The 18,177-nt window shown below is 40.3% G+C and carries 16 protein-coding genes and 1 tRNA gene; 13 read left to right on the top strand and 4 right to left on the bottom strand.

Annotated features, from left to right (window positions below; all coding sequences use genetic code 11):
- Positions 1 to 40 precede the first annotated feature (40 nt).
- The 8 genes from DMZ48_RS10880 to DMZ48_RS10915 all read left to right on the top strand — a co-directional run bounded on the left by DMZ48_RS10880 (position 41) and on the right by DMZ48_RS10915 (position 7,907).
- Entirely contained in the window at positions 41 to 871 is an 831-nt protein-coding gene (locus DMZ48_RS10880) for a hypothetical protein (RefSeq protein ID WP_143955176.1), read from the top strand.
- A 345-nt stretch (positions 872 to 1,216) separates the two neighbouring features.
- Positions 1,217 to 2,758, top strand: coding sequence for a glycosyltransferase family 39 protein (locus DMZ48_RS10885; protein ID WP_242009179.1), 1,542 nt, complete (start codon positions 1,217 to 1,219; stop codon positions 2,756 to 2,758).
- Between the two features lie 112 nt (positions 2,759 to 2,870).
- Positions 2,871 to 3,086, top strand: coding sequence for a PLDc N-terminal domain-containing protein (locus DMZ48_RS10890; protein ID WP_143955177.1), 216 nt, complete (start codon positions 2,871 to 2,873; stop codon positions 3,084 to 3,086).
- Positions 3,087 to 3,214: 128 nt separating this feature from the next.
- On the top strand, positions 3,215 to 3,736 hold the full coding sequence (locus tag DMZ48_RS10895) for a DUF4833 domain-containing protein (protein ID WP_143955178.1): 522 nt from the start codon (positions 3,215 to 3,217) through the stop codon (positions 3,734 to 3,736).
- A gap of 173 nt (positions 3,737 to 3,909) precedes the next feature.
- Positions 3,910 to 5,313: an amidohydrolase family protein gene (locus DMZ48_RS10900; RefSeq protein WP_143955179.1), complete on the top strand. Its 1,404-nt coding sequence runs from the start codon at positions 3,910 to 3,912 to the stop codon at positions 5,311 to 5,313.
- An 84-nt stretch (positions 5,314 to 5,397) separates the two neighbouring features.
- Positions 5,398 to 6,501, top strand: a complete 1,104-nt coding sequence (locus tag DMZ48_RS10905; protein WP_143955180.1) for a lipid II:glycine glycyltransferase FemX — start codon at positions 5,398 to 5,400, stop codon at positions 6,499 to 6,501.
- Positions 6,502 to 6,633: 132 nt separating this feature from the next.
- Positions 6,634 to 7,272, top strand: coding sequence for a SanA/YdcF family protein (locus DMZ48_RS10910; protein ID WP_143955181.1), 639 nt, complete (start codon positions 6,634 to 6,636; stop codon positions 7,270 to 7,272).
- 11 nt (positions 7,273 to 7,283) lie between these two features.
- Positions 7,284 to 7,907, top strand: coding sequence for a class I SAM-dependent methyltransferase (locus DMZ48_RS10915; protein WP_338420306.1), 624 nt, complete (start codon positions 7,284 to 7,286; stop codon positions 7,905 to 7,907).
- Between the two features lie 30 nt (positions 7,908 to 7,937).
- Here the strand turns inward: DMZ48_RS10915 and DMZ48_RS10920 are convergent, their stop codons facing one another.
- The gene (locus DMZ48_RS10920; RefSeq protein WP_143955182.1) at positions 7,938 to 8,858 is read right to left on the bottom strand and encodes an AraC family transcriptional regulator; all 921 of its coding nucleotides are present in this window, start codon (positions 8,856 to 8,858) and stop codon (positions 7,938 to 7,940) included.
- A 225-nt stretch (positions 8,859 to 9,083) separates the two neighbouring features.
- On the opposite strand from DMZ48_RS10920, the gene DMZ48_RS10925 reads away from it, so the two are divergent.
- The 4 genes from DMZ48_RS10925 (at position 9,084) to DMZ48_RS10940 (ending at position 13,008) form a co-directional block, all read left to right on the top strand.
- Complete coding sequence (locus DMZ48_RS10925; RefSeq protein ID WP_143955183.1) at positions 9,084 to 10,583, top strand: aldehyde dehydrogenase family protein; 1,500 nt, start codon at positions 9,084 to 9,086, stop codon at positions 10,581 to 10,583.
- 52 nt (positions 10,584 to 10,635) lie between these two features.
- Complete coding sequence (locus tag DMZ48_RS10930; RefSeq protein ID WP_143955184.1) at positions 10,636 to 10,989, top strand: DUF779 domain-containing protein; 354 nt, start codon at positions 10,636 to 10,638, stop codon at positions 10,987 to 10,989.
- 422 nt (positions 10,990 to 11,411) lie between these two features.
- On the top strand, positions 11,412 to 12,818 hold the full coding sequence (locus DMZ48_RS10935) for a nicotinate phosphoribosyltransferase (RefSeq protein WP_143955185.1): 1,407 nt from the start codon (positions 11,412 to 11,414) through the stop codon (positions 12,816 to 12,818).
- A gap of 108 nt (positions 12,819 to 12,926) precedes the next feature.
- Positions 12,927 to 13,008, top strand: a tRNA-Leu gene (locus tag DMZ48_RS10940).
- Between the two features lie 156 nt (positions 13,009 to 13,164).
- On the opposite strand, the gene DMZ48_RS10945 is transcribed toward DMZ48_RS10940, so the two are convergent.
- Entirely contained in the window at positions 13,165 to 14,493 is a 1,329-nt protein-coding gene (locus DMZ48_RS10945) for a c-type cytochrome (protein ID WP_143955186.1), read from the bottom strand.
- 408 nt (positions 14,494 to 14,901) lie between these two features.
- Between DMZ48_RS10945 and DMZ48_RS10950 the strand changes: the two genes are divergently transcribed.
- Positions 14,902 to 15,171: a DUF202 domain-containing protein gene (locus DMZ48_RS10950; protein ID WP_143955187.1), complete on the top strand. Its 270-nt coding sequence runs from the start codon at positions 14,902 to 14,904 to the stop codon at positions 15,169 to 15,171.
- 63 nt (positions 15,172 to 15,234) lie between these two features.
- Here the strand turns inward: DMZ48_RS10950 and DMZ48_RS10955 are convergent, their stop codons facing one another.
- Together DMZ48_RS10955 and DMZ48_RS10960 are read right to left on the bottom strand one after the other, a co-directional pair.
- Positions 15,235 to 16,893: an MBOAT family O-acyltransferase gene (locus DMZ48_RS10955; RefSeq protein WP_143955188.1), complete on the bottom strand. Its 1,659-nt coding sequence runs from the start codon at positions 16,891 to 16,893 to the stop codon at positions 15,235 to 15,237.
- Complete coding sequence (locus DMZ48_RS10960) at positions 16,886 to 18,175, bottom strand: GDSL-type esterase/lipase family protein (protein ID WP_143955189.1); 1,290 nt, start codon at positions 18,173 to 18,175, stop codon at positions 16,886 to 16,888. The genes DMZ48_RS10955 and DMZ48_RS10960 overlap by 8 nt, the downstream gene beginning before the upstream one ends.
- Between the last annotated feature and the right edge of the window lie 2 nt (positions 18,176 to 18,177).

Consider the following 18,177-nt stretch of genomic DNA (forward strand, 5'->3'; position numbering starts at 1 on the left):
TCAGGAGGTCCAAATATCATTTTAATCCTGTTTACCTTTTATGAAAAATGGCTTAAATTACCTGAAATTGATCTTGCTATGTATGATTTCCTTTCCGGCTTTTGCTCAAAGTGGAATTGAAACGGATATCTTAGAAAAAGGCTATTTCCTATATGAACTGGAAAAAGCCTCGTGGTATAGTACCGATCTTCTCTTTGAAGAACACAAGGAACTTGTTGATTCGATCGGCTCCTATCTCTCCTATAAACCGGACGATGATAAAGTGATCACAGTATTCTTTTTAAAAGAGAATCCTGATATGATCAGGTTGACTATTCAATTTGACGGCCTTCCGGATGCAACACCAGATAAGGTAACCGCAACACTTCGAAATGCTTCAGCTCATGAAAAAGATCTTTTTGAATTGGTTGACGATGCAAAAAGGAGGGTGACAGAAAATGAAGACGACCTGTTTACCTTATATGAAAATACCGGTTTCAATTTCATACCCGTAATACAGGATGGTAAAAGAAGTGTTTACATTCTTTCCGGATCAAAGCAGAACGGAACCCTGTACATAGGAAATGACTACCTGTTGACGTATAACAATCGCAATAAATTTAAACAAGCTGAAAAAATCCATAATTCCCTGATCCCCTTTCAATTCGTCGGAAATTCAGAAGCTAAAAAGATCCAGGAGACATCCCATTCCCATGTAAACTCAGAATATATCGACCCAACCGATATTTGTACCTTATTGCTGTACAAAGATTTTATCGAATGGGATCAGCATTACGTGATCAGTGATAAACATGTCTCCATATTTGATATAAAGAATGAACACCTATTGATCATTACAAGAAAAGCCTGGGAAAGAATAGGAAAAAAATAAAGCGTCAAACGGAAATTGAATTACAAATATCCATGAATAAAATTAGAGTATAATTCCTCTTAGCCTCTTTATCCCGGACCTTGTGCATAGCACAAAATACCAGTCATCCTAACAATTCGAATGTATACAACTCTTAGTGTTACAATCCGGAAAACGAGAGAATGCCAACAGACCAGGCAATCATATTGAAACCGCCAGTACACTTTTTTGATCCATGTACGATCCGCCACTATAAGAAATAAGCACACAGATTACTTATGAATTTTAATAAATCCAATGGAGAGCAACTAAAATCCAATAAATTTCTAACTATCTTTAAATGCTATCTGACCCTATTTCAACACATTGGCGAAAGCGTTTAAAATATCAACCAACACTCGTATTCTTGGAGTCTTTGTGGCGCTGAAGTTCATTCTGCAATACTCGTTGATCCACCCGGTTTATGATCTGCAACGGGATGAATATCTCTATCTCGATCAGGCGAATCATTTAGCCTGGGGATATATGTCGGTCCCGCCCCTGACTTCCTGGGTTGCCCTATTCATAAAGTTTCTGGGAAATTCAGTGTTCGTTGTCAAGTTCTTTCCTGCACTATTCGGAGTATTGACCCTTATTGTAGTCTGGAAGACCATAAAACATTTGGGAGGTGGCCGATATGCCCTTATTTTGGGTGGGACCTGCGTACTGCTGTCTTCACTATTGCGTCTCAACACCCTTTTTCAGCCTAATTCTTTTGACGTATTGAGCTGGACTACTCTGTATTATTGTTTCATTCGATATCTGGACGCCTATAAGCCCAAATGGATCTACCATGCTGCGATAGTTTTCGCATTAGGTTTCCTGAATAAATACAATATAGTCTTTTTGGTTTTGGGAATGATCCCGGCTATCCTGCTTACCCGACACAGGATCATTTTAAAAGAACGATCAGTGTATCTGGCTATCTTACTCGCTCTGTTGCTGATCCTTCCTAATTTGATATGGCAGTTCAATTATGATCTGCCTGTGTATAAACATATGCTGGAATTAAGGGAAAGGCAGTTGGTACATGTCGCCAGGAAGGATTTCCTGATGAGCCAGCTTTTATTCTTTACGGGGGCTCTTCCAGTATTGGTAAGCGCATTTTACGCTTTGATATTCTATAAACCCTACCGAAAATATCTGTGCTTTTTATGGGCCTTCATTTTTACGATCGTGGTTTTCTTGTATTTCAGGGCAAAAGATTATTACGCTATTGGTCTGTATCCGGTCTATATCGCTTATGGAACTGTATTCCTTTCAAATAGTATCGGTAAGCAGGCCGGTAAACTTTTAAAGCCCGCTTTATTACTATTCCCTGTAGCATTCTTCGCGTTGATGTCCCGGGTAGCTTTTCCGAATCATGATCCGGAATATATCATAGCACACCAGGACAAGTATGAAAGAATAGGAATGTTGCGTTGGGAAGATGGAAAGAATCATGAGATCCCTCAGGATTTTGCCGACATGCTCGGCTGGAAGGAACTGGCTATCAAAGTGGATAGCGCCAGTAAGAGCTTCAACAATAAAAAGCCTACCCTCATACTGTGTGATAATTACGGGCAAGCTGGAGCGATTAACTATTATTCTGAACTAAATCTGCAGGCTGTTTCGTTTAATGCAGATTATATTTATTGGTTCGATCTGCAACCGGAATATGCCAATCTTATTCGGGTCAAATATGCCAGTGAAGTACTGGAAGAATTTGAGAAGACATCACCATACTTTGAAAAAGCAAATATATTCGACTCCGTTACGCACCCTTATGCCAGGGAAAGAGGCACTACCATTTTTACCTTTCAAAACGCCAGTATCAGCATCAATGATCGGATCAAATCAGAGATCGCAGAAGAGTTAGGTACAGAGTAAGTAGGAGGCCATAAATTTCATAGATCTTAAAATTTTATTTTGAGAATGTAAGAGAAACCTTTAAATTGCCTTTTACATAAACAACCTGACTAACTAAACCAGCTTATTAATTATGATCTCAACCGCATTTGGATTGTGGCAGTTGACCCTATTCATCATTGCCATAATTACCATCGTTTTCGTGGTAGCCGCCCTCATCGATATCCTTAAAAGTGAATTTCCCGGAAATAATAAGACCGTATGGATATTGGTTGTAGTATTCTTCGGAATATTCGGTGCCATACTCTATTTCGGAGTCGGAACAAGCCAGAAGACAACCCATCGATGACAGTGGAAAAAGCAATAGGGAAGGTAGCGAGATATAAATTCTATTTACAGGTATCGATCCATGGATCTGCTTTCCATTTCCTTTGAAAACTCAACATTTTGTTTAATTTTATAGGACAAACACCGCTTATGAAATTAGCCCTACCTCTTATTCTTTTACTTTGTTTTTCGATCATTCAAGCTCAGGACGGTTATCCGATTCCGGAAAGTACCCCAACAAGACTTTTCTATATTCAACATAGTCACAACCATAATACGTATGTATATGATGCCAATATGGAAGGAAAAAGTATTGACCGGGAAAACCCTGTTGAAGAATACCGAATCCTTTACACCAAAGGAGGCATAAAAAAACCGCTGACTAAACTGCAAAAGGAACTCGCTTATGGTCTGGATATAGATTTTTTGCGGCATAATTTCTTTGAAATGCATTTAGCGGCTTCCAAGAAACTAAAGTTCTACCTGACACTTGATGAACATGGTAAGCCACGCGTATATGTAACAGTAAATGATAAAAAGATTTTTCTGAAACGCATGTTCATACAACTCAAGGATAGTGCGACAGGTATTCATGCGAAAGTGGATTATGTACTGCTCGAAGGACTTGATTCTCAAATGGCCGTTTCGGTTTCTGAAAAAGTAAGTCTCTGATTGTTCAGATCAAGTTCGAAGAGCGGGAAGTTGGGTAGATTGTAAATGTTAATTTATAATTCTTAATTTTCAATGCTAAACGTCTATCCATCAACCCGCACAAGACAATAAAGGATATTGATAACTAAAAAATAGGCTTATCTTTAAATCACCAACCAATAACTGCCTTTTTCATGAAAATCAATATAATTCTTTCTGTCCTAATATCAGCGCTATTATTTTCCTGCAATTCTCAACCTAAGGAAGCATTTGACTTGTTGATCATCCATGCAAATGTCGTAGACGTTGCCAATGGTGAAGTCTATGCCGACCAATTTATAGGTATTAGTCAGGATACGATCAGGATCGTTTCAACAAATGCAGCATTATCCGAATATAAAGCGGCCGACACACTGGACGCAGCTGGAGCTTATCTCATGCCCGGACTATGGGACAATCATGTACATTTCAGAGGTGGCGATAGTCTGATCGCTGAAAACAAGACCCTGCTCCCTTTGTTTCTTGCGAATGGAATTACCACCGTAAGGGAAGCTGGAGGTGATATCACACCTACGGTGCTTGATTGGAAGGCACAGATCAGAAAAGGTGAATTATCCGGTCCTGATATTTTTACATCAGGTCCCAAACTTGATGGTGACGGCTGGTCCTGGGAGGGTTCTATTCCGGTGACCAATAAAGAGGAAGTAAGTAAGGCTCTTGATTCACTGCAAAAACTCAAGGTCGACTTCGTTAAAATTTATGATGGCAGTATAACGCCGGAAATGTATTATGAGATTATAAGTCAGGCGTCGAAAAGAGGATTTAAAGTGACCGGTCATATGCCGATGGATGCTGATCTGAATAAGGCGGTTGCTCTTGGCCTGGATGGAATTGAACATTTATACTACCTCATGCCACAGGGTTCTGCAGTCGCAGATAGTATCCGTGATCTAAAGATAGGCTTTCAGGGACTTCCTCTTTTAACCGAGACTTATGACAACGATCTGGCTGAAAAGAATTTCAGAAGCCTGGCCGAAAAGAATATATATGTGACCGCGACACTCTATATAAGCAATGTGCTATTTAATATTCCCACCATGGATCTCGATTCAAAAACTTATCTGAAGTATATGGGACCCGGAATTCAAAAGACCTATGAAAGAAGAATAAAAACTGCCATGAACATGAGTGAAAAAAGCAAGGCGTATAACAGGAAAAGAATCGAAAAATTCAATGAGATGATTCCACCGATTTATGATTCTGGAATTCATATTCTTGCCGGTTCTGATTGTGGTGCTTTCAACTCCTTTGTGTATCCCGGCGTTTCATTGATCGAAGAACTAAGAGAACTCGTTAAACAAGGCCTGACTCCACAACAGGCACTCTCCGCATCTATGATCAACGGACCAGGATTTTTTGATCTATCTGAGTATTACGGCGATATAGCTCCCGGGAAAGTCGGAAATCTGATCGTACTCGAAAAGAATCCCCTCGAGGATATCGAAGCGATCAAAACGCTTGAAGCTGTGATCAAGAACGGAAAGACTTTCAGTAAGGACATGCTCGAAAAGATGCTTTCTGAAGTGGTATATGACTAGATCCCTGAAGGCTTATATCAATCCATTCCGGTATTATTTCATCAGGTTATCAGGTTTTTATACTTTTGCCGGAAATTTTTTTAAATGAATTGTACCGTAGAGAGAAAAGAAATTGAAGAGATCAGACCGACTAACATTTTGCCTCAAACCTCCTTCTGGGGGCGGCTTAAAAACGAGCAAGGCTTTGAACCTTGCGGATTTGAACTAACGATTTCCAAAGACGCTCTCTATAACACCAACAATTCATTGGAAAACACATATGATGACCTGTTGGTACTGATTCGATATATCGATCCGGAGCATTGTTTTGCATACATCCCTTACGGCCCGAAACTGGAGCCTAATTTTGAGAATCAGGGTGTATTTCTTGAGCAACTTTCAGAAACTATCAGACCTCACCTTCCACAGAATTGTATTTTCATCCGTTATGATCTGATCTGGCAAAACCAATGGTCGGTTGAAGATGAATATTTTGATAATAATGGAGACTGGATGGGGCCGCCTCAACATAAGGTTCAGGAATTCAGAGTGAACTACAAAACCCACAACTGGAACCTTAAAAAAAGTCCGGGAGACATTCTCCCAAAGAACACCTTCTTTCTGGATCTGGAGAACGAGGAAGATGACCTGCTCTACAATATGCGATACAATACCCGTTATAATATTCGTCGGGCTAAAAAGAAAGGGATCACCACAAGAGAATATGGAATTGAGAATATCAGTGATTGGTATAAGTTATATCATGAAACTGCAATAAGACACAATATGCCCCTTCAGGATGAAGCCTACTTCGCTTCCATTATGAAAAATCAGGATGATTCCAAAAACGGCGTTAAGGTAAAAATGCTCATGGCTGATTGTGAAGGGGAATTTCTGGCATCCATGTTCCTGGTGCTATCCAATAAAAGAGGTATCTATCTGTATGGAGCTTCTTCTACGGGTAATAAAGACCGGATGGCTAGTTATGCCCTGCAATGGGAAGCGATCAAAACCGCTAAAAAAAATGGATGTACCGAATATGACATGTTCGGCTCCGCTCCGAACCTCAACGATTCTCATCCACTTCACGGAGTGCACATCTATAAAAAAGGGTTTGGAGGAGACCTCTTTCACAGAATGGGTTGCTGGGACTATCCTTACGATCAGAAAGCTTATGATCTTTACAGGATCATGGAAGTGAAGAATTAAACGAATTAATTATCCGATCCTATTTTTACAGCCTACGAAGATTCCCTAAACTTATACTGAAGCAGATTTGTGTCGGTAAACAAAAGGGTTAATTCACGTTGCAGGTTCATCGGAGTTAATTATCTTTCCTTTATGTTCAGAAAAAAGAAAAGATATATACTAACCGTACCATTGATAGGGATTTTAATATTGGTATTACTATCTGATCATATAATTACGGATTATTCCAATGGAAAAACTTTTGACACCCTTTCCGAACTGCCTAAACATAAGGTAGGACTGGTGCTTGGCACCTCGAAATTGCTGAAAGATGGGAACCTCAATCTCTTCTTCAAATATCGGATCGATGCCACCGTCTCACTTTATAATAGCGGAAAGATAGCCTTTGTACTGGTAAGTGGTGATAACGGTCAGATTGCTTATAATGAACCTTCTGATTTTAAAGACGCCCTGGTGGAGCGAGGCATTCCTGCTCAAAAAATATTCCTTGATTACGCCGGTTTCAGTACACTTGATTCGATGATCAGGGCAAAAAAGATCTTTGGTCTGGATAGCGTGATTGTAATTTCTCAAAAATTTCATAACGAAAGGGAGGTATATCTGGCCGGCATGAATGATCTTGTAGCTACGGGATATAATGCTATCGATGTTTCGGGTAAACATGGCATCAAAACGCATTTAAGAGAATACCTGGCCCGCACCAAGGCCGTGTTCGATGTCTTGTTCCATAAACAACCGAAATTTCTGGGGCCGAAAGTTTCGATCCCTTAATTAACAATAATATGAAGATGACAGCATTTGACAGAAAATCGCATTGGGAACATATCTATCAACATAAAAAACCAAAGGAAGTAAGCTGGTACCAGCCAATACCTCATCTGGCCCTTGATTTTATCAGGGAAATAAATTTGCCTGAAACCGCTCGGTTCATCGACGTAGGTGGTGGTGACAGTTACCTCGCCGATCATCTTCTGGACCTTGGTTATCATGATATTACGGTACTCGATATTTCTGAACATTCCATCAAAAAAGCTCAGGAAAGACTAGGCAAAAAAGCCCAAAAGGTGAAATGGATCGTATCTGACATCGTCGATTTCAAACCCTTCGAAAAATATGATTTCTGGAATGACCGTGCTGCATTTCATTTCTTAACGGAGGAATCTGAGATCATGAACTATATAAGGATCACAGAGGAAGCGTTGTCTGATTCAGGTTATTTACTTATCAGTACATTTTCAGAATCAGGCCCCCTAAAATGCAGTGGAATTCCGATCCATCAATATGCAGCGAAGACATTACAGAAAAAGTTCGCGTCATTTAAAAGTCTCGGGTGTAAGGAAGTTGACCATAACACTCCTTTTGGAACACAACAGAATTTTACCAGCTGCAGGTTCCAAAAAATATAACAGGATACGTGATTTTTTGCCGAGGACGTTTCAGTTTCGTTCCACGGACCGTTTGAACTGCTGCGGGGTCATCAATTCAAGTTTCTTGAATTGTCGATTGAAGTAACTTGTATTATTAAATCCGGACTTATATGCGACTTCTGATATACTTTGAATTCCAGATTCTTTGATCAGCTTCTTAGCGATTCTGATCTTTTCTGAATTTATATAATCGATCGGGGAAATTCCGAGGGTGTTCTTGAACTTTTTATGAAAATGAGAAATGCTCATACAAGCCTTTTCGGCGAGAAGGTCTACGGTAATGTCAACATTAGTGAGATTCTCCTTTATAAATTTGATAACCATTCCAATTCGGGTATCATTAAAAAGTTCCTCCGTATCGTTCAAGATATAAGCTTTAGCCTTTGTTTGTAACAGTCTTACGATCAATTCCTGAATCATGAGATCAAGCAGTACATCTTTGGTTCTGCTATTTGTCGTAAAGGTGGTTACCAAACGTCCTACCAATTGATTCACTTCATTGTTATGAATGAGATGAGAAGCAGTATCATCGATATTCCAGATGTGATTCTCCTTTTCTACACGAACATAATGATTGAACTTTTCAACAACTTCATCGATTTTGGAGCTCTCAATACCCAGTGCCAGACATTGCGTAGGATCCTTTTGTGTTGCGATCGGAAAGTCTATTACCATCTCTTTATTGGCCGGCATTACTACCGATTCACCCGGAAAGAAATCAAATGAAGGAATTCCTTCGATATGCATTACTTTTTTACCGGTCAGCATACTGGCGATCACCGGAAAATCAAAGGTCAGGGAAACACCTTCTGCCGCCACATGGGTCTCATAGATATTGAGTTCGGCAAAATCTGCATTATACATGGTTCTGTTCTCGACCAGCGTTGTGAGTTTACGACTGTTCTTATGATGCTCCAATAGATGTTCCATGACTCTGTAGTTGAAATAAGTAACGAGATAAAAATCAAAAAATAGAAATGTTCAACAATATAACACATTTGTGCAAGAAAATAAGGATTTGATAAATTATCTTTACTAAAATCGATTATTACGCATTTTTAAACACTACAAACTACGAATAAGCCAACACGAAGGCTTTTTCTCAACCAATCCAATAATCGAATCTTTATCAAAAATTACTTAAAATCTGACACTATGAGTTACACTAAACCCAAATTCAAAACGCAATACGGAAATTTCATCAACGGTAAGTTCATCGATCCCGTAGGCGGTGCGTATTTTGAGAACCGGTCTCCGGTAGATAATAGTCTGATTGCGAAATATCCGCGATCGCAAAAAGAAGATGTTGAACTGGCGCTTGACGCTGCAAATGCCGCCAAAGAAGCATGGGGAAACACCTCAGCAGCCGAAAGAGCTGCACTACTCAATAAAGTAGCAGATATCATTGAAGCCAATTTAGAAGAATTCGCAGTTGTTGAGACCTGTGACAATGGTAAACCGATACGAGAAACCCTCAATGCAGATGTTCCGCTTGCAGTAGATCACTGGAGATATTTTGCGTCTTGTATCAGAGCCGAAGAAGGAACCGCGACGGAGCTGGATGCGAATACCTTATCGATGAACATCAGAGAACCGCTGGGCGTGGTCGGACAGATCATTCCTTGGAATTTCCCACTACTGATGTTGTCCTGGAAATTACCTCCAGCGTTGGCTACAGGAAATTGTGTGATATTGAAACCTGCAGAACAAACCCCCTCTTCCGCAACATTGCTTATGGAAAAGATCGCTGAAGTCTTCCCTCCCGGAGTAGTGAACGTGGTACATGGCTTCGGTCCTGAAGCAGGAAAACCTTTAGCATCGAGTCCGAGAGTAGACAAGGTTGCATTCACCGGTGAAACCACTACCGGACAGTTGATCATGCAATATGCTTCGAAGAACCTGAATCCGGTAACCATGGAACTCGGGGGTAAATCACCGAACATCTTTTTTAACAGTGTCATGGATGCAGATGATGCATTTTTAGATAAGGCTATCGAAGGAGCAGTCCTGTTTGCATTCAATCAGGGTGAGGTATGTACCTGCCCTTCCCGAATTCTTGTCCAGGAAGATATATACGACAAGTTCATGGCGAGAGTCATCGAAAGGACAAAAGCGATCGTTCAGGATAATCCTTATGATGTAAATACTATGGTAGGCGCTCAGGCATCCAATGACCAATATGAAAAGATCAAATCGTATATCAATATCGGAAAGGAAGAAGGCGCAAAAGTTCTTTGCGGAGGCGATGTACGCAAACTCGATGGAGATTTCGCTAACGGATTTTATATTCAGCCAACCATACTGGAAGGCCATAATAAAATGCGGGTATTTCAGGAGGAGATCTTTGGACCTGTAGTTTGTGTTACTAAATTCAAGGATGAGGCAGAAGCACTCGAAATAGCCAATGACACATTGTATGGACTCGGTGCAGGAGTATGGACACGAGATGCGCATCAACTTTATCAAATACCCCGTGCGATCAAGGCTGGTAGAGTTTGGGTGAACTGTTATCATGCATACCCGGCTCACGCACCCTTTGGAGGTTATAAAAAATCTGGATTCGGTCGGGAAACCCATTTGATGATGATGGATCATTATCGCCAAACCAAGAATATGCTGATATCTTACGATAAGAATAAACTGGGATTCTTTTAAAAATCCGTAACTTAAAAGGGCTGATAGATCTCAGCCCTTTATTTCTTTTAAAATGGAGAGAATAGCCATTACTGACAAGGCTGCAACAGTAGTTCGCAAACTAAAAGAACAACACGGTGATCTCATCTTTCATCAAAGTGGTGGATGCTGTGACGGCTCCTGCCCGATGATCTTTGAGAAAGAAGATATGTATCTCGATGAAAGTGATGTACTACTGGGACAACTCGAAGGGGTCAACTTCTATATGAACCGCGATCAATTTGAGTATTGGAAGCATACTTTCCTCACTATCGATATTACCGAAGGCCGCGGGTCCAGTTTCTCCTTAGAGATCCCAATGGGAATACGATTCATCGTGCACTCCAGAATGTTAACCGAGGAGGAAAACAAGGTATTAAACCCTTAATCTACTTTAAACATATAGAAAACTTAATACTGCTTTATATAGTGACACGTTACAAGGTTACAGGTAACAACGGAACAGAGAATGAAGAATTGAATATAACCCCATAATTCATAACCCTTAATTCATAATCCATAATTCACAACCCTTTTAGAGTTAAAATGTTACTGATTGAACACATAAAGCAGAACCACATAAGAGTATCACTCCCTTCTCAATTATCAATTTTCAATTAAATCGACGCCAGAAGTCAGAAAACAGAAAACAGCTAACTGCTTCAGCACTTACTACCTCCAGATAACAACGTTACAAGTAACATCGTAACACAAATGAATGGAAACGACTCATAATTTTTTTTAGTAATTTCACAGTACTGTCCCTGACCGACGGATAGCCGTCATTTTTCACTAGAATTCAAAAGTATAATGTTCGATATCTCCTTTTCACATACCGATCTTTATCAGATCTCAATGGCACAGTCTTTTTTTTTGAAAGGACGCGCTGAAACCCAATGTGTCTTCGATTACTTTTTCAGGAAGTTACCCTACGAAGGGGGTTATGCCATTTTTTGCGGACTTTCGGAATTATTGCAACTCCTTGAAAAGATTCGGTTTACGGAAAGAGACCTTGACTTTTTAAAAGAAAAAGGGTTTGACAGTGACTTTCTGGCCTATTTGAAGGACTTCCGTTTCCGGGGTACGATCTTCGCTTGTCAGGAAGGTGATGTTATATTTCCTAACCGTCCGATCCTACAGGTTGAAGCTGGAATTGCGGAAGCCCAATTAACGGAAACCCTTTTACTGAACTATTTGAACTTTCAAAGTCTTATCGCGACCAAAGCACGTAGAATCTATCAGGTAGCGAACGGAAAGACGCTTCTGGAACTCGGTTTAAGAAGAGCTCAGGGACTTGGCGGTTATCATGCCTCCAAGGCATCTTGTATCGGCGGATTCAACGGAACCAGCAATGTATTGGCTTCCATGGATTTTGACCTTCCCGTTTCAGGTTCCATGGCACATTCCTATATTCAATCCTATGAGGATGAACTTATGGCATTCCGGGATTTTGCTGAAACGAACCCGAATAACTGTGTATTACTTTTAGATACCTATGACACTCTCAACAGTGGACTTATCAATGCAATTACGGTAGCAAAGGAAATGGAAAATCGGGATAAAAGGTTGTTGGGGGTTCGGTTAGACAGTGGAGATCTCAGCTATTTATCAAAAGTCTGCAGACAAAGACTAAATGAAGCCGGACTCGATTATGTAAAGATCATCGTATCAAATCAGATCGACGAATATATCGTTAAAAGTCTGGAAGAACAAAAGGCTCCCATAGATATCTATGGTGTCGGCACCTCCTTGGCCACCGCTAAACCTGACGCGGCACTTGATGGGGTTTATAAGTTGAGTGTATTTGATGGAAGTCCCCGAATGAAGATTTCGGAAACAGTCATTAAAACTACCTTACCCGATCAAAAACAGGTTTACAGAGCAATAGAAAATAATGGTGATTTTGCAGGAGCGGAGGTTATCACCTTAAGGAATGAAATGCCTCCCTCCAGAATGTTTCATGCTCATGAAGCGAGAAGACAATTATCTCTAAAGGAGTATCAATTACAACCGCTTTTGCATACTGTGATGAAAAATGGTATAATCGATCAGCAGGTAGCCTTAAAAACAGCAGACATCGCCCGGGAAAGTCTCCGTATCTTCGAAAAACTACCGGAAGATTACAAGCGTTTCGAATATCCTCATGATTATAAGATCGGCATCAGCGAAAATTTGATGGACAAAAGAAACACTTTGATGCATCGACTGAAGCATTAAAATGACTGCTTATAAAGGTCAAATAATCCTTAAAAAATATTATTTTAAATATAGATGATATCTAACTATTTTTTTAGATTTGCACCGCTGTTGAAATCAGCACCATTTGCACACGTGGTGAAATTGGTAGACACGCTGTCTTCAGGTGGCAGTGCCGTAAGGTGTGGAGGTTCGAGTCCTCTCGTGTGCACAAAAAACCGTCCGGAATCCCAGACGGTTTTTTTATGTCTTTAAGATCCTGAGTCAGCGAAGCCCCGAAGTCAGGCCTGCCTGCTGTAGTCAGGATCGTCACTTCCCAGTGCGTAAGCAGAAGAAAAGACTTTAACCAAACAGAACCTTCACCACTTCACTGTAGCTCCACCATCTCCTCCTCTGCGACCTTCTCATAAGGATTATTCAACAGGCTATTCAATTCCAGTCCGGTTATTATATTTTCCGTATTTCTTAAGAACCGTATCGGCGCATAGAGTCCCTCACCATAGAAATAATCATCTGCGATCGGTATCAATTCTGTGGTTCCCCCAAAAACGCTGGCAATAAACTTACCATCCTGTTTTTGGATCAGAATTTCATCCTGATTTAAAAGGCTTTTATACCTGCCCGATAAGTCTTCTGCGATCCTATCAGATACTGGGACAATTACTTCAGTTGCGTTTGAACTCCCCATGCCATGCTCCATATTACACAGTTGACAATAACTCGGCTCGAATCCTTTCAGCACGACGTGATCTACCGGATTTGTGGATTTTAATGCAAGAAAGATTGCCGAAAGATCTTCATCGGTCATATCCTTATAGAATCTCCAGGGCATTACCGGACTGAGCGTTCCTCCCTTTCCGGTTCTGATCACAGCTATAAAATCTTTTTCCGTCCATGTCCCAATTCCGGAACTATCGGAAGAAATATTGGATCCATATATGATCTTATCAAAATCTTCAAATGTAGACCCTCCGGCATACAGTTTAGGCTTACCTCCTTCAAAAGGTGTATGACATCCGGCACATACAGCAAGTCCAGCCAGATATTTACCTCTTTGAAGCGGATCGTTCATATCAGGTTCATCGATTGGATTATCTGTAATGCTGTTAAAGGGGTCAAATTTCAGGGCCATCTCCATTTCTTCCGGAAGTTTTCTTTTAGGAATTTCTTTAACAATAGGTTTTAAAGTGCGAATATAGACCACCAGAGATACAAGGTCTTCATCGGTTAATTGAGAAAAGCCGATGGTAGGCATATCGGCAAGTACACGACCATCCCTCCCAACACCTTTTCGTATGGCATTTGCGATCTCCGCATCGGTATATCCTCCAATCCCCGTCAGTGTATCAGCGGTGATATTCATAGAAAAAAGGCGGGTTGAATCTGTTTCAAACATCCTTCTGCCTACACCCTTTCTAGCCTCGAACAGGGAATCACCTGGCTTGGATTTCCATGCATCCGAATGACATCGAAAGCATTTCAACACATGGTTCGCAAGGTAATCGCCTCGACTTATCCTGGTCTCTGTAACTTGAAATTTTGCATCTTCCAGCGGAATATTGGTTCCTGGATTGAAAAAAACTGAAGCTTCTATCTGTGCTACCGTCTTTTCTTTTTCACCTGAACAGGAGTTAGAATAGAACAGCACCCCCAAGACCAGCCAGAGCAACGAAAAAATACGGATCAATCTCTTCATCTTATCGTGAGTTAGTTGGTTAACAGAATTAAACTCAAAAGCTGTAGTGGGAGAAAACAATAACAGGTTATAGGCAGACAGGGCAAGAATACCCTAAATTTAAGCAATAAATAACCTAAAAACTATCACATTTAACCCATAATTTGATAGAATCGGGTCATCTGTTCTATAGCAATAGAGCTCGATGAAATCCCTAATCCCTAATGAACCTGCGAAAAGGATCCTGAGCCAGTGAAGTCACTTCCAGTGCGCAAGCAGACACAAAGACTTTAACCTATTCTTACAATTACAAAGCTCAGTAACTTCGATTACATTCAGGTTAACCAATATGACATACCTTTGTATCCGTTATGCATAATAGCAACATAACTTTCATTAAAACAATTAGATACATAAATAAAAACTACTATGGCAAACAAAGGAGATCACATGAGTCTCACCGATATTCTGGCACTTGACCGTACAAGGCTTGCCAACGAAAGAACATTTCTCGCCTATTTTCGAACCTTTATCGTTTTTCTGAGTTCAGGACTTGCCATTATAAAACTCGAAATGCTGGAGCAGATCCAGTATATAGGATACGGCCTGGTGATTATTGCTCCGATACTCTTAGCTATCGGATTTGGAAGGTTCGTATATGTAAAGAGACATCTTGCTAAATTCTATAAGTACGAATAGCTCCAGGATATGGTTCTGATTTTAAAGATTGAATGCCTTGAAATTTACCAATAAATAGTCTAACTAGAACTGGAAGTAGATAAAAGGTTGGAAATCGGTGGAGAATGCCTGATAACACAAAACGCCAACCACAGCCACAACGGCTACTTTGACCGGTAACGGACTCACTCCATACCAGTGTTCGATCCTTTCTTTGGTGACCTGTGGTAACCAGTGTGTAATATATCCTACGAGCATTACAAAGAATACGGATTTGTACGCGACCAGTACATTCCAGGCATTTGCCCAATCCATATTATTGGTCACCTGCTTATAGAACTTGGAAATATGAGTCATACTCTCACCCCGGAAATAGATACGGGTAAAGGTTATAAAGAGGAAGGTGATCAAAATTTTCCATGCGTGTACCATTATTCCGGTCTTGTTTTCCCACGGACTTACCTTTCGCCAGAATTTATAAGTTACGATCCCAAGACCGTTTAAACCGCCCCAAATAACGAATTTCCAGCTAGCACCGTGCCATAATCCTCCGATAAGCATCGTCAGCATCACATTGATATTCGTATTGATATGATTCTTTACCTTTTCTGAACGGTTCGCTCCAATGATAGCGGCCATGACCAAAAAAGGAATAACAAAGAACATTACAGGACTCTTAAAAGCAAGTATGACTCCAGTTAGTATAATTCCCAGAATAATATAGGTAGCGGTACTACCTTTTCTGTTACCTCCCAGGGGTATATACAGGTAATCACGTAACCAGGTCGAAAGTGAAATATGCCATCTACGCCAGAAATCTCCGGCATTTATAGCTTTATATGGTGAATTAAAGTTAACGGGGAGTTCAAATCCCATCAACAATGCCAATCCGATTGCTATGTCTGTATACCCTGAAAAATCTCCATAGATCTGAAGTGAATATCCGATCATAGCCATTATATTGGCGAATCCAGAGAACATATCAGGCGTATCAAAAACACGATCCAAAAAATGCATGGCGATAAAATCAGCAAAGATCATTTTCTTGACCAGTCCCTTCAGGATCATAAATGTCCCTTTATTAAAATCATCCTTAGTGATAACTGTCGGAGCTGATATCTGGGGTACAAAGCTTTCGGCTCTCACGATAGGTCCGGCCACGAGTTGTGGAAAGAAACTCACATAGAAACCGAAATCGAGTATTGAATCGAGCGGTTTCACCTTATTTCGGTAAATATCCACACTGTAACTGATGGTCTGAAATGTAAAGAAAGAGATCCCTACAGGCAGAATGATCTTTTCAACTGTAAAGTAATTAACCGTAGTGAACCCATTACTCCACTGCGCAAGCCAGTTCACAACTTCGTAATTCGTATGAAATATATAATTGAAGGAATCTGTAAAAAAATAAGCGTATTTAAAATAACACAGCGTAGTGAGATTTATGATAACACTGAGTGTTACCAGAACTTTTCTCCAGGCTTGAACCTTGCTTCTGTAGATATTCTTACCTATAAAATAATCGACCAACGTTGAGAATATCAACAGAAGTACAAACATACCACTGGTCTTGTAATAAAAGAACAAGGATACTGCAAACAGATAGATGTTACGAATCCGTTTTTTATCGTATACCAGAGAGAATACGAAATAAACAACTGCAAAAAAGATCCAGAAGTTAGCCTGGGTAAAGATTAGGGGGAAATCTTCCGTAAAAGTAAAAATATCTTTAAGCCTATTCACCTACTGATTTAAAATACGTTAGCAAACTGTTTTCCGGTCGGGCTGTAAAGCGTTCCCATTGTTCAACCATAGCCTTTAACAGAAGGTCAGCTTTAATACTATATCCCAACTTTGTGAAATGTATACGGTCGTTCGGCATAAGTCCGTTCTCATACCATTGCTGAGAAGCACCGATCCCTCCCATAATCTGGTAGAAATCCCAAACGGCCATATCATATTTCTGAGCGAGTTCATAAATGATCTCCTGTTGTATTGCGGTATTCTTGTTAGGATATCGTTTTTTAAAGAAGGAGTCGTTTGGAACGGTCAGCAATATAGCACACTTCGGGTTCACCCGAAGTATCATTTCGATGAATTTTTCATAGTGATCCCGAAATTCCTGAGGTTCGAAATTTCTTGTATAAGCGTCGTTGGTCCCGATGGAAACAATGAACATATCTGGTTTATATAGCTTTAACTGATTCTCAAAATAATTACAACGCTCATAAGATTTGAATTTAGCACCATTGGCACCGATACTGGTATATTCCACACCAGGTTCATCATTCATCAGTTCAAGACCCATCAGTAAAAAATCGACAGCTGGAGACGAGGCCTTTCGCCTTACGATAAGCTTTATTTCCTCGGTTTCCTGGTCCAGTCTGAATTCTCTGTAATTCGCATCAGGATTCAAAGTGTCACTGACCACAGTAACGAGACTATCCGAAACGATGAGCTCATAATTATCCTGCCAGGTATTATAGAATACTCTGAGCTTATTGAAGCAATAGGGTTGTCGGGTGTAATTCTTGTAATTGGATTTGATCCTGATGGTATCTACCACATCATTAAAGGATGCTGTTACCCCTGATAACCCCCAATCTGTATCATGATAACTTACTGAACAACGATACCCCTTCCATTTTGATTTATCGGCTTCCACACGATAGTTAAGCGGGTTATTGGTATGCGCCAGGTGATACGGAAAAATGAAGCCTCGCTGGCTCATGCTCACCCCATTCATATTTTGAAAGTATGTTCTGAGTTTGTTGGAGTAAATATCCGCCTGAATATGAGACCCTCCGATATGGAAAATATGGAGTTTCTCTTTCTTGCCTTCATAAAGGCTGTCAAGCTGGTCAAAGAAATTCCTGAAATTCGGAGAATCATCTGCAAATTTCAGGGAATTTGCCTGCATATCGATCAGGCCTCCCATTTCATTGGTCACGCTATCCAGCACATAATGCTGTGCATGAACGTGATAATAAACAATACATAGGGTAGTAAGTAGTAATCGCTTCATAA

The organism is Robertkochia solimangrovi (genome assembly GCF_007279655.1).
Classification (GTDB): Bacteria; Bacteroidota; Bacteroidia; order Flavobacteriales; family Flavobacteriaceae; genus Robertkochia; species Robertkochia solimangrovi.

What these genes read in the sequence shown, in the direction of transcription:
- DMZ48_RS10880 (WP_143955176.1), top strand. Translation starts at nt 41, where the DNA reads ATGAAAAATGGCTTAAATTACCTGAAATTGATCTTGCTATGTATGATT.
- DMZ48_RS10890 (WP_143955177.1), top strand. Translation starts at nt 2,871, where the DNA reads ATGATCTCAACCGCATTTGGATTGTGGCAGTTGACCCTATTCATCATT.
- DMZ48_RS10895 (WP_143955178.1), top strand. Translation starts at nt 3,215, where the DNA reads ATGAAATTAGCCCTACCTCTTATTCTTTTACTTTGTTTTTCGATCATT.
- DMZ48_RS10900 (WP_143955179.1), top strand. Translation starts at nt 3,910, where the DNA reads ATGAAAATCAATATAATTCTTTCTGTCCTAATATCAGCGCTATTATTT.
- DMZ48_RS10905 (WP_143955180.1), top strand. Translation starts at nt 5,398, where the DNA reads ATGAATTGTACCGTAGAGAGAAAAGAAATTGAAGAGATCAGACCGACT.
- DMZ48_RS10910 (WP_143955181.1), top strand. Translation starts at nt 6,634, where the DNA reads ATGTTCAGAAAAAAGAAAAGATATATACTAACCGTACCATTGATAGGG.
- DMZ48_RS10915 (WP_338420306.1), top strand. Translation starts at nt 7,284, where the DNA reads ATGAAGATGACAGCATTTGACAGAAAATCGCATTGGGAACATATCTAT.
- DMZ48_RS10920 (WP_143955182.1), bottom strand. Translation starts at nt 8,858, where the DNA reads ATGGAACATCTATTGGAGCATCATAAGAACAGTCGTAAACTCACAACG.
- DMZ48_RS10925 (WP_143955183.1), top strand. Translation starts at nt 9,084, where the DNA reads ATGAGTTACACTAAACCCAAATTCAAAACGCAATACGGAAATTTCATC.
- DMZ48_RS10930 (WP_143955184.1), top strand. Translation starts at nt 10,636, where the DNA reads ATGGAGAGAATAGCCATTACTGACAAGGCTGCAACAGTAGTTCGCAAA.
- DMZ48_RS10935 (WP_143955185.1), top strand. Translation starts at nt 11,412, where the DNA reads ATGTTCGATATCTCCTTTTCACATACCGATCTTTATCAGATCTCAATG.
- DMZ48_RS10945 (WP_143955186.1), bottom strand. Translation starts at nt 14,493, where the DNA reads ATGAAGAGATTGATCCGTATTTTTTCGTTGCTCTGGCTGGTCTTGGGG.
- DMZ48_RS10950 (WP_143955187.1), top strand. Translation starts at nt 14,902, where the DNA reads ATGGCAAACAAAGGAGATCACATGAGTCTCACCGATATTCTGGCACTT.
- DMZ48_RS10960 (WP_143955189.1), bottom strand. Translation starts at nt 18,175, where the DNA reads ATGAAGCGATTACTACTTACTACCCTATGTATTGTTTATTATCACGTT.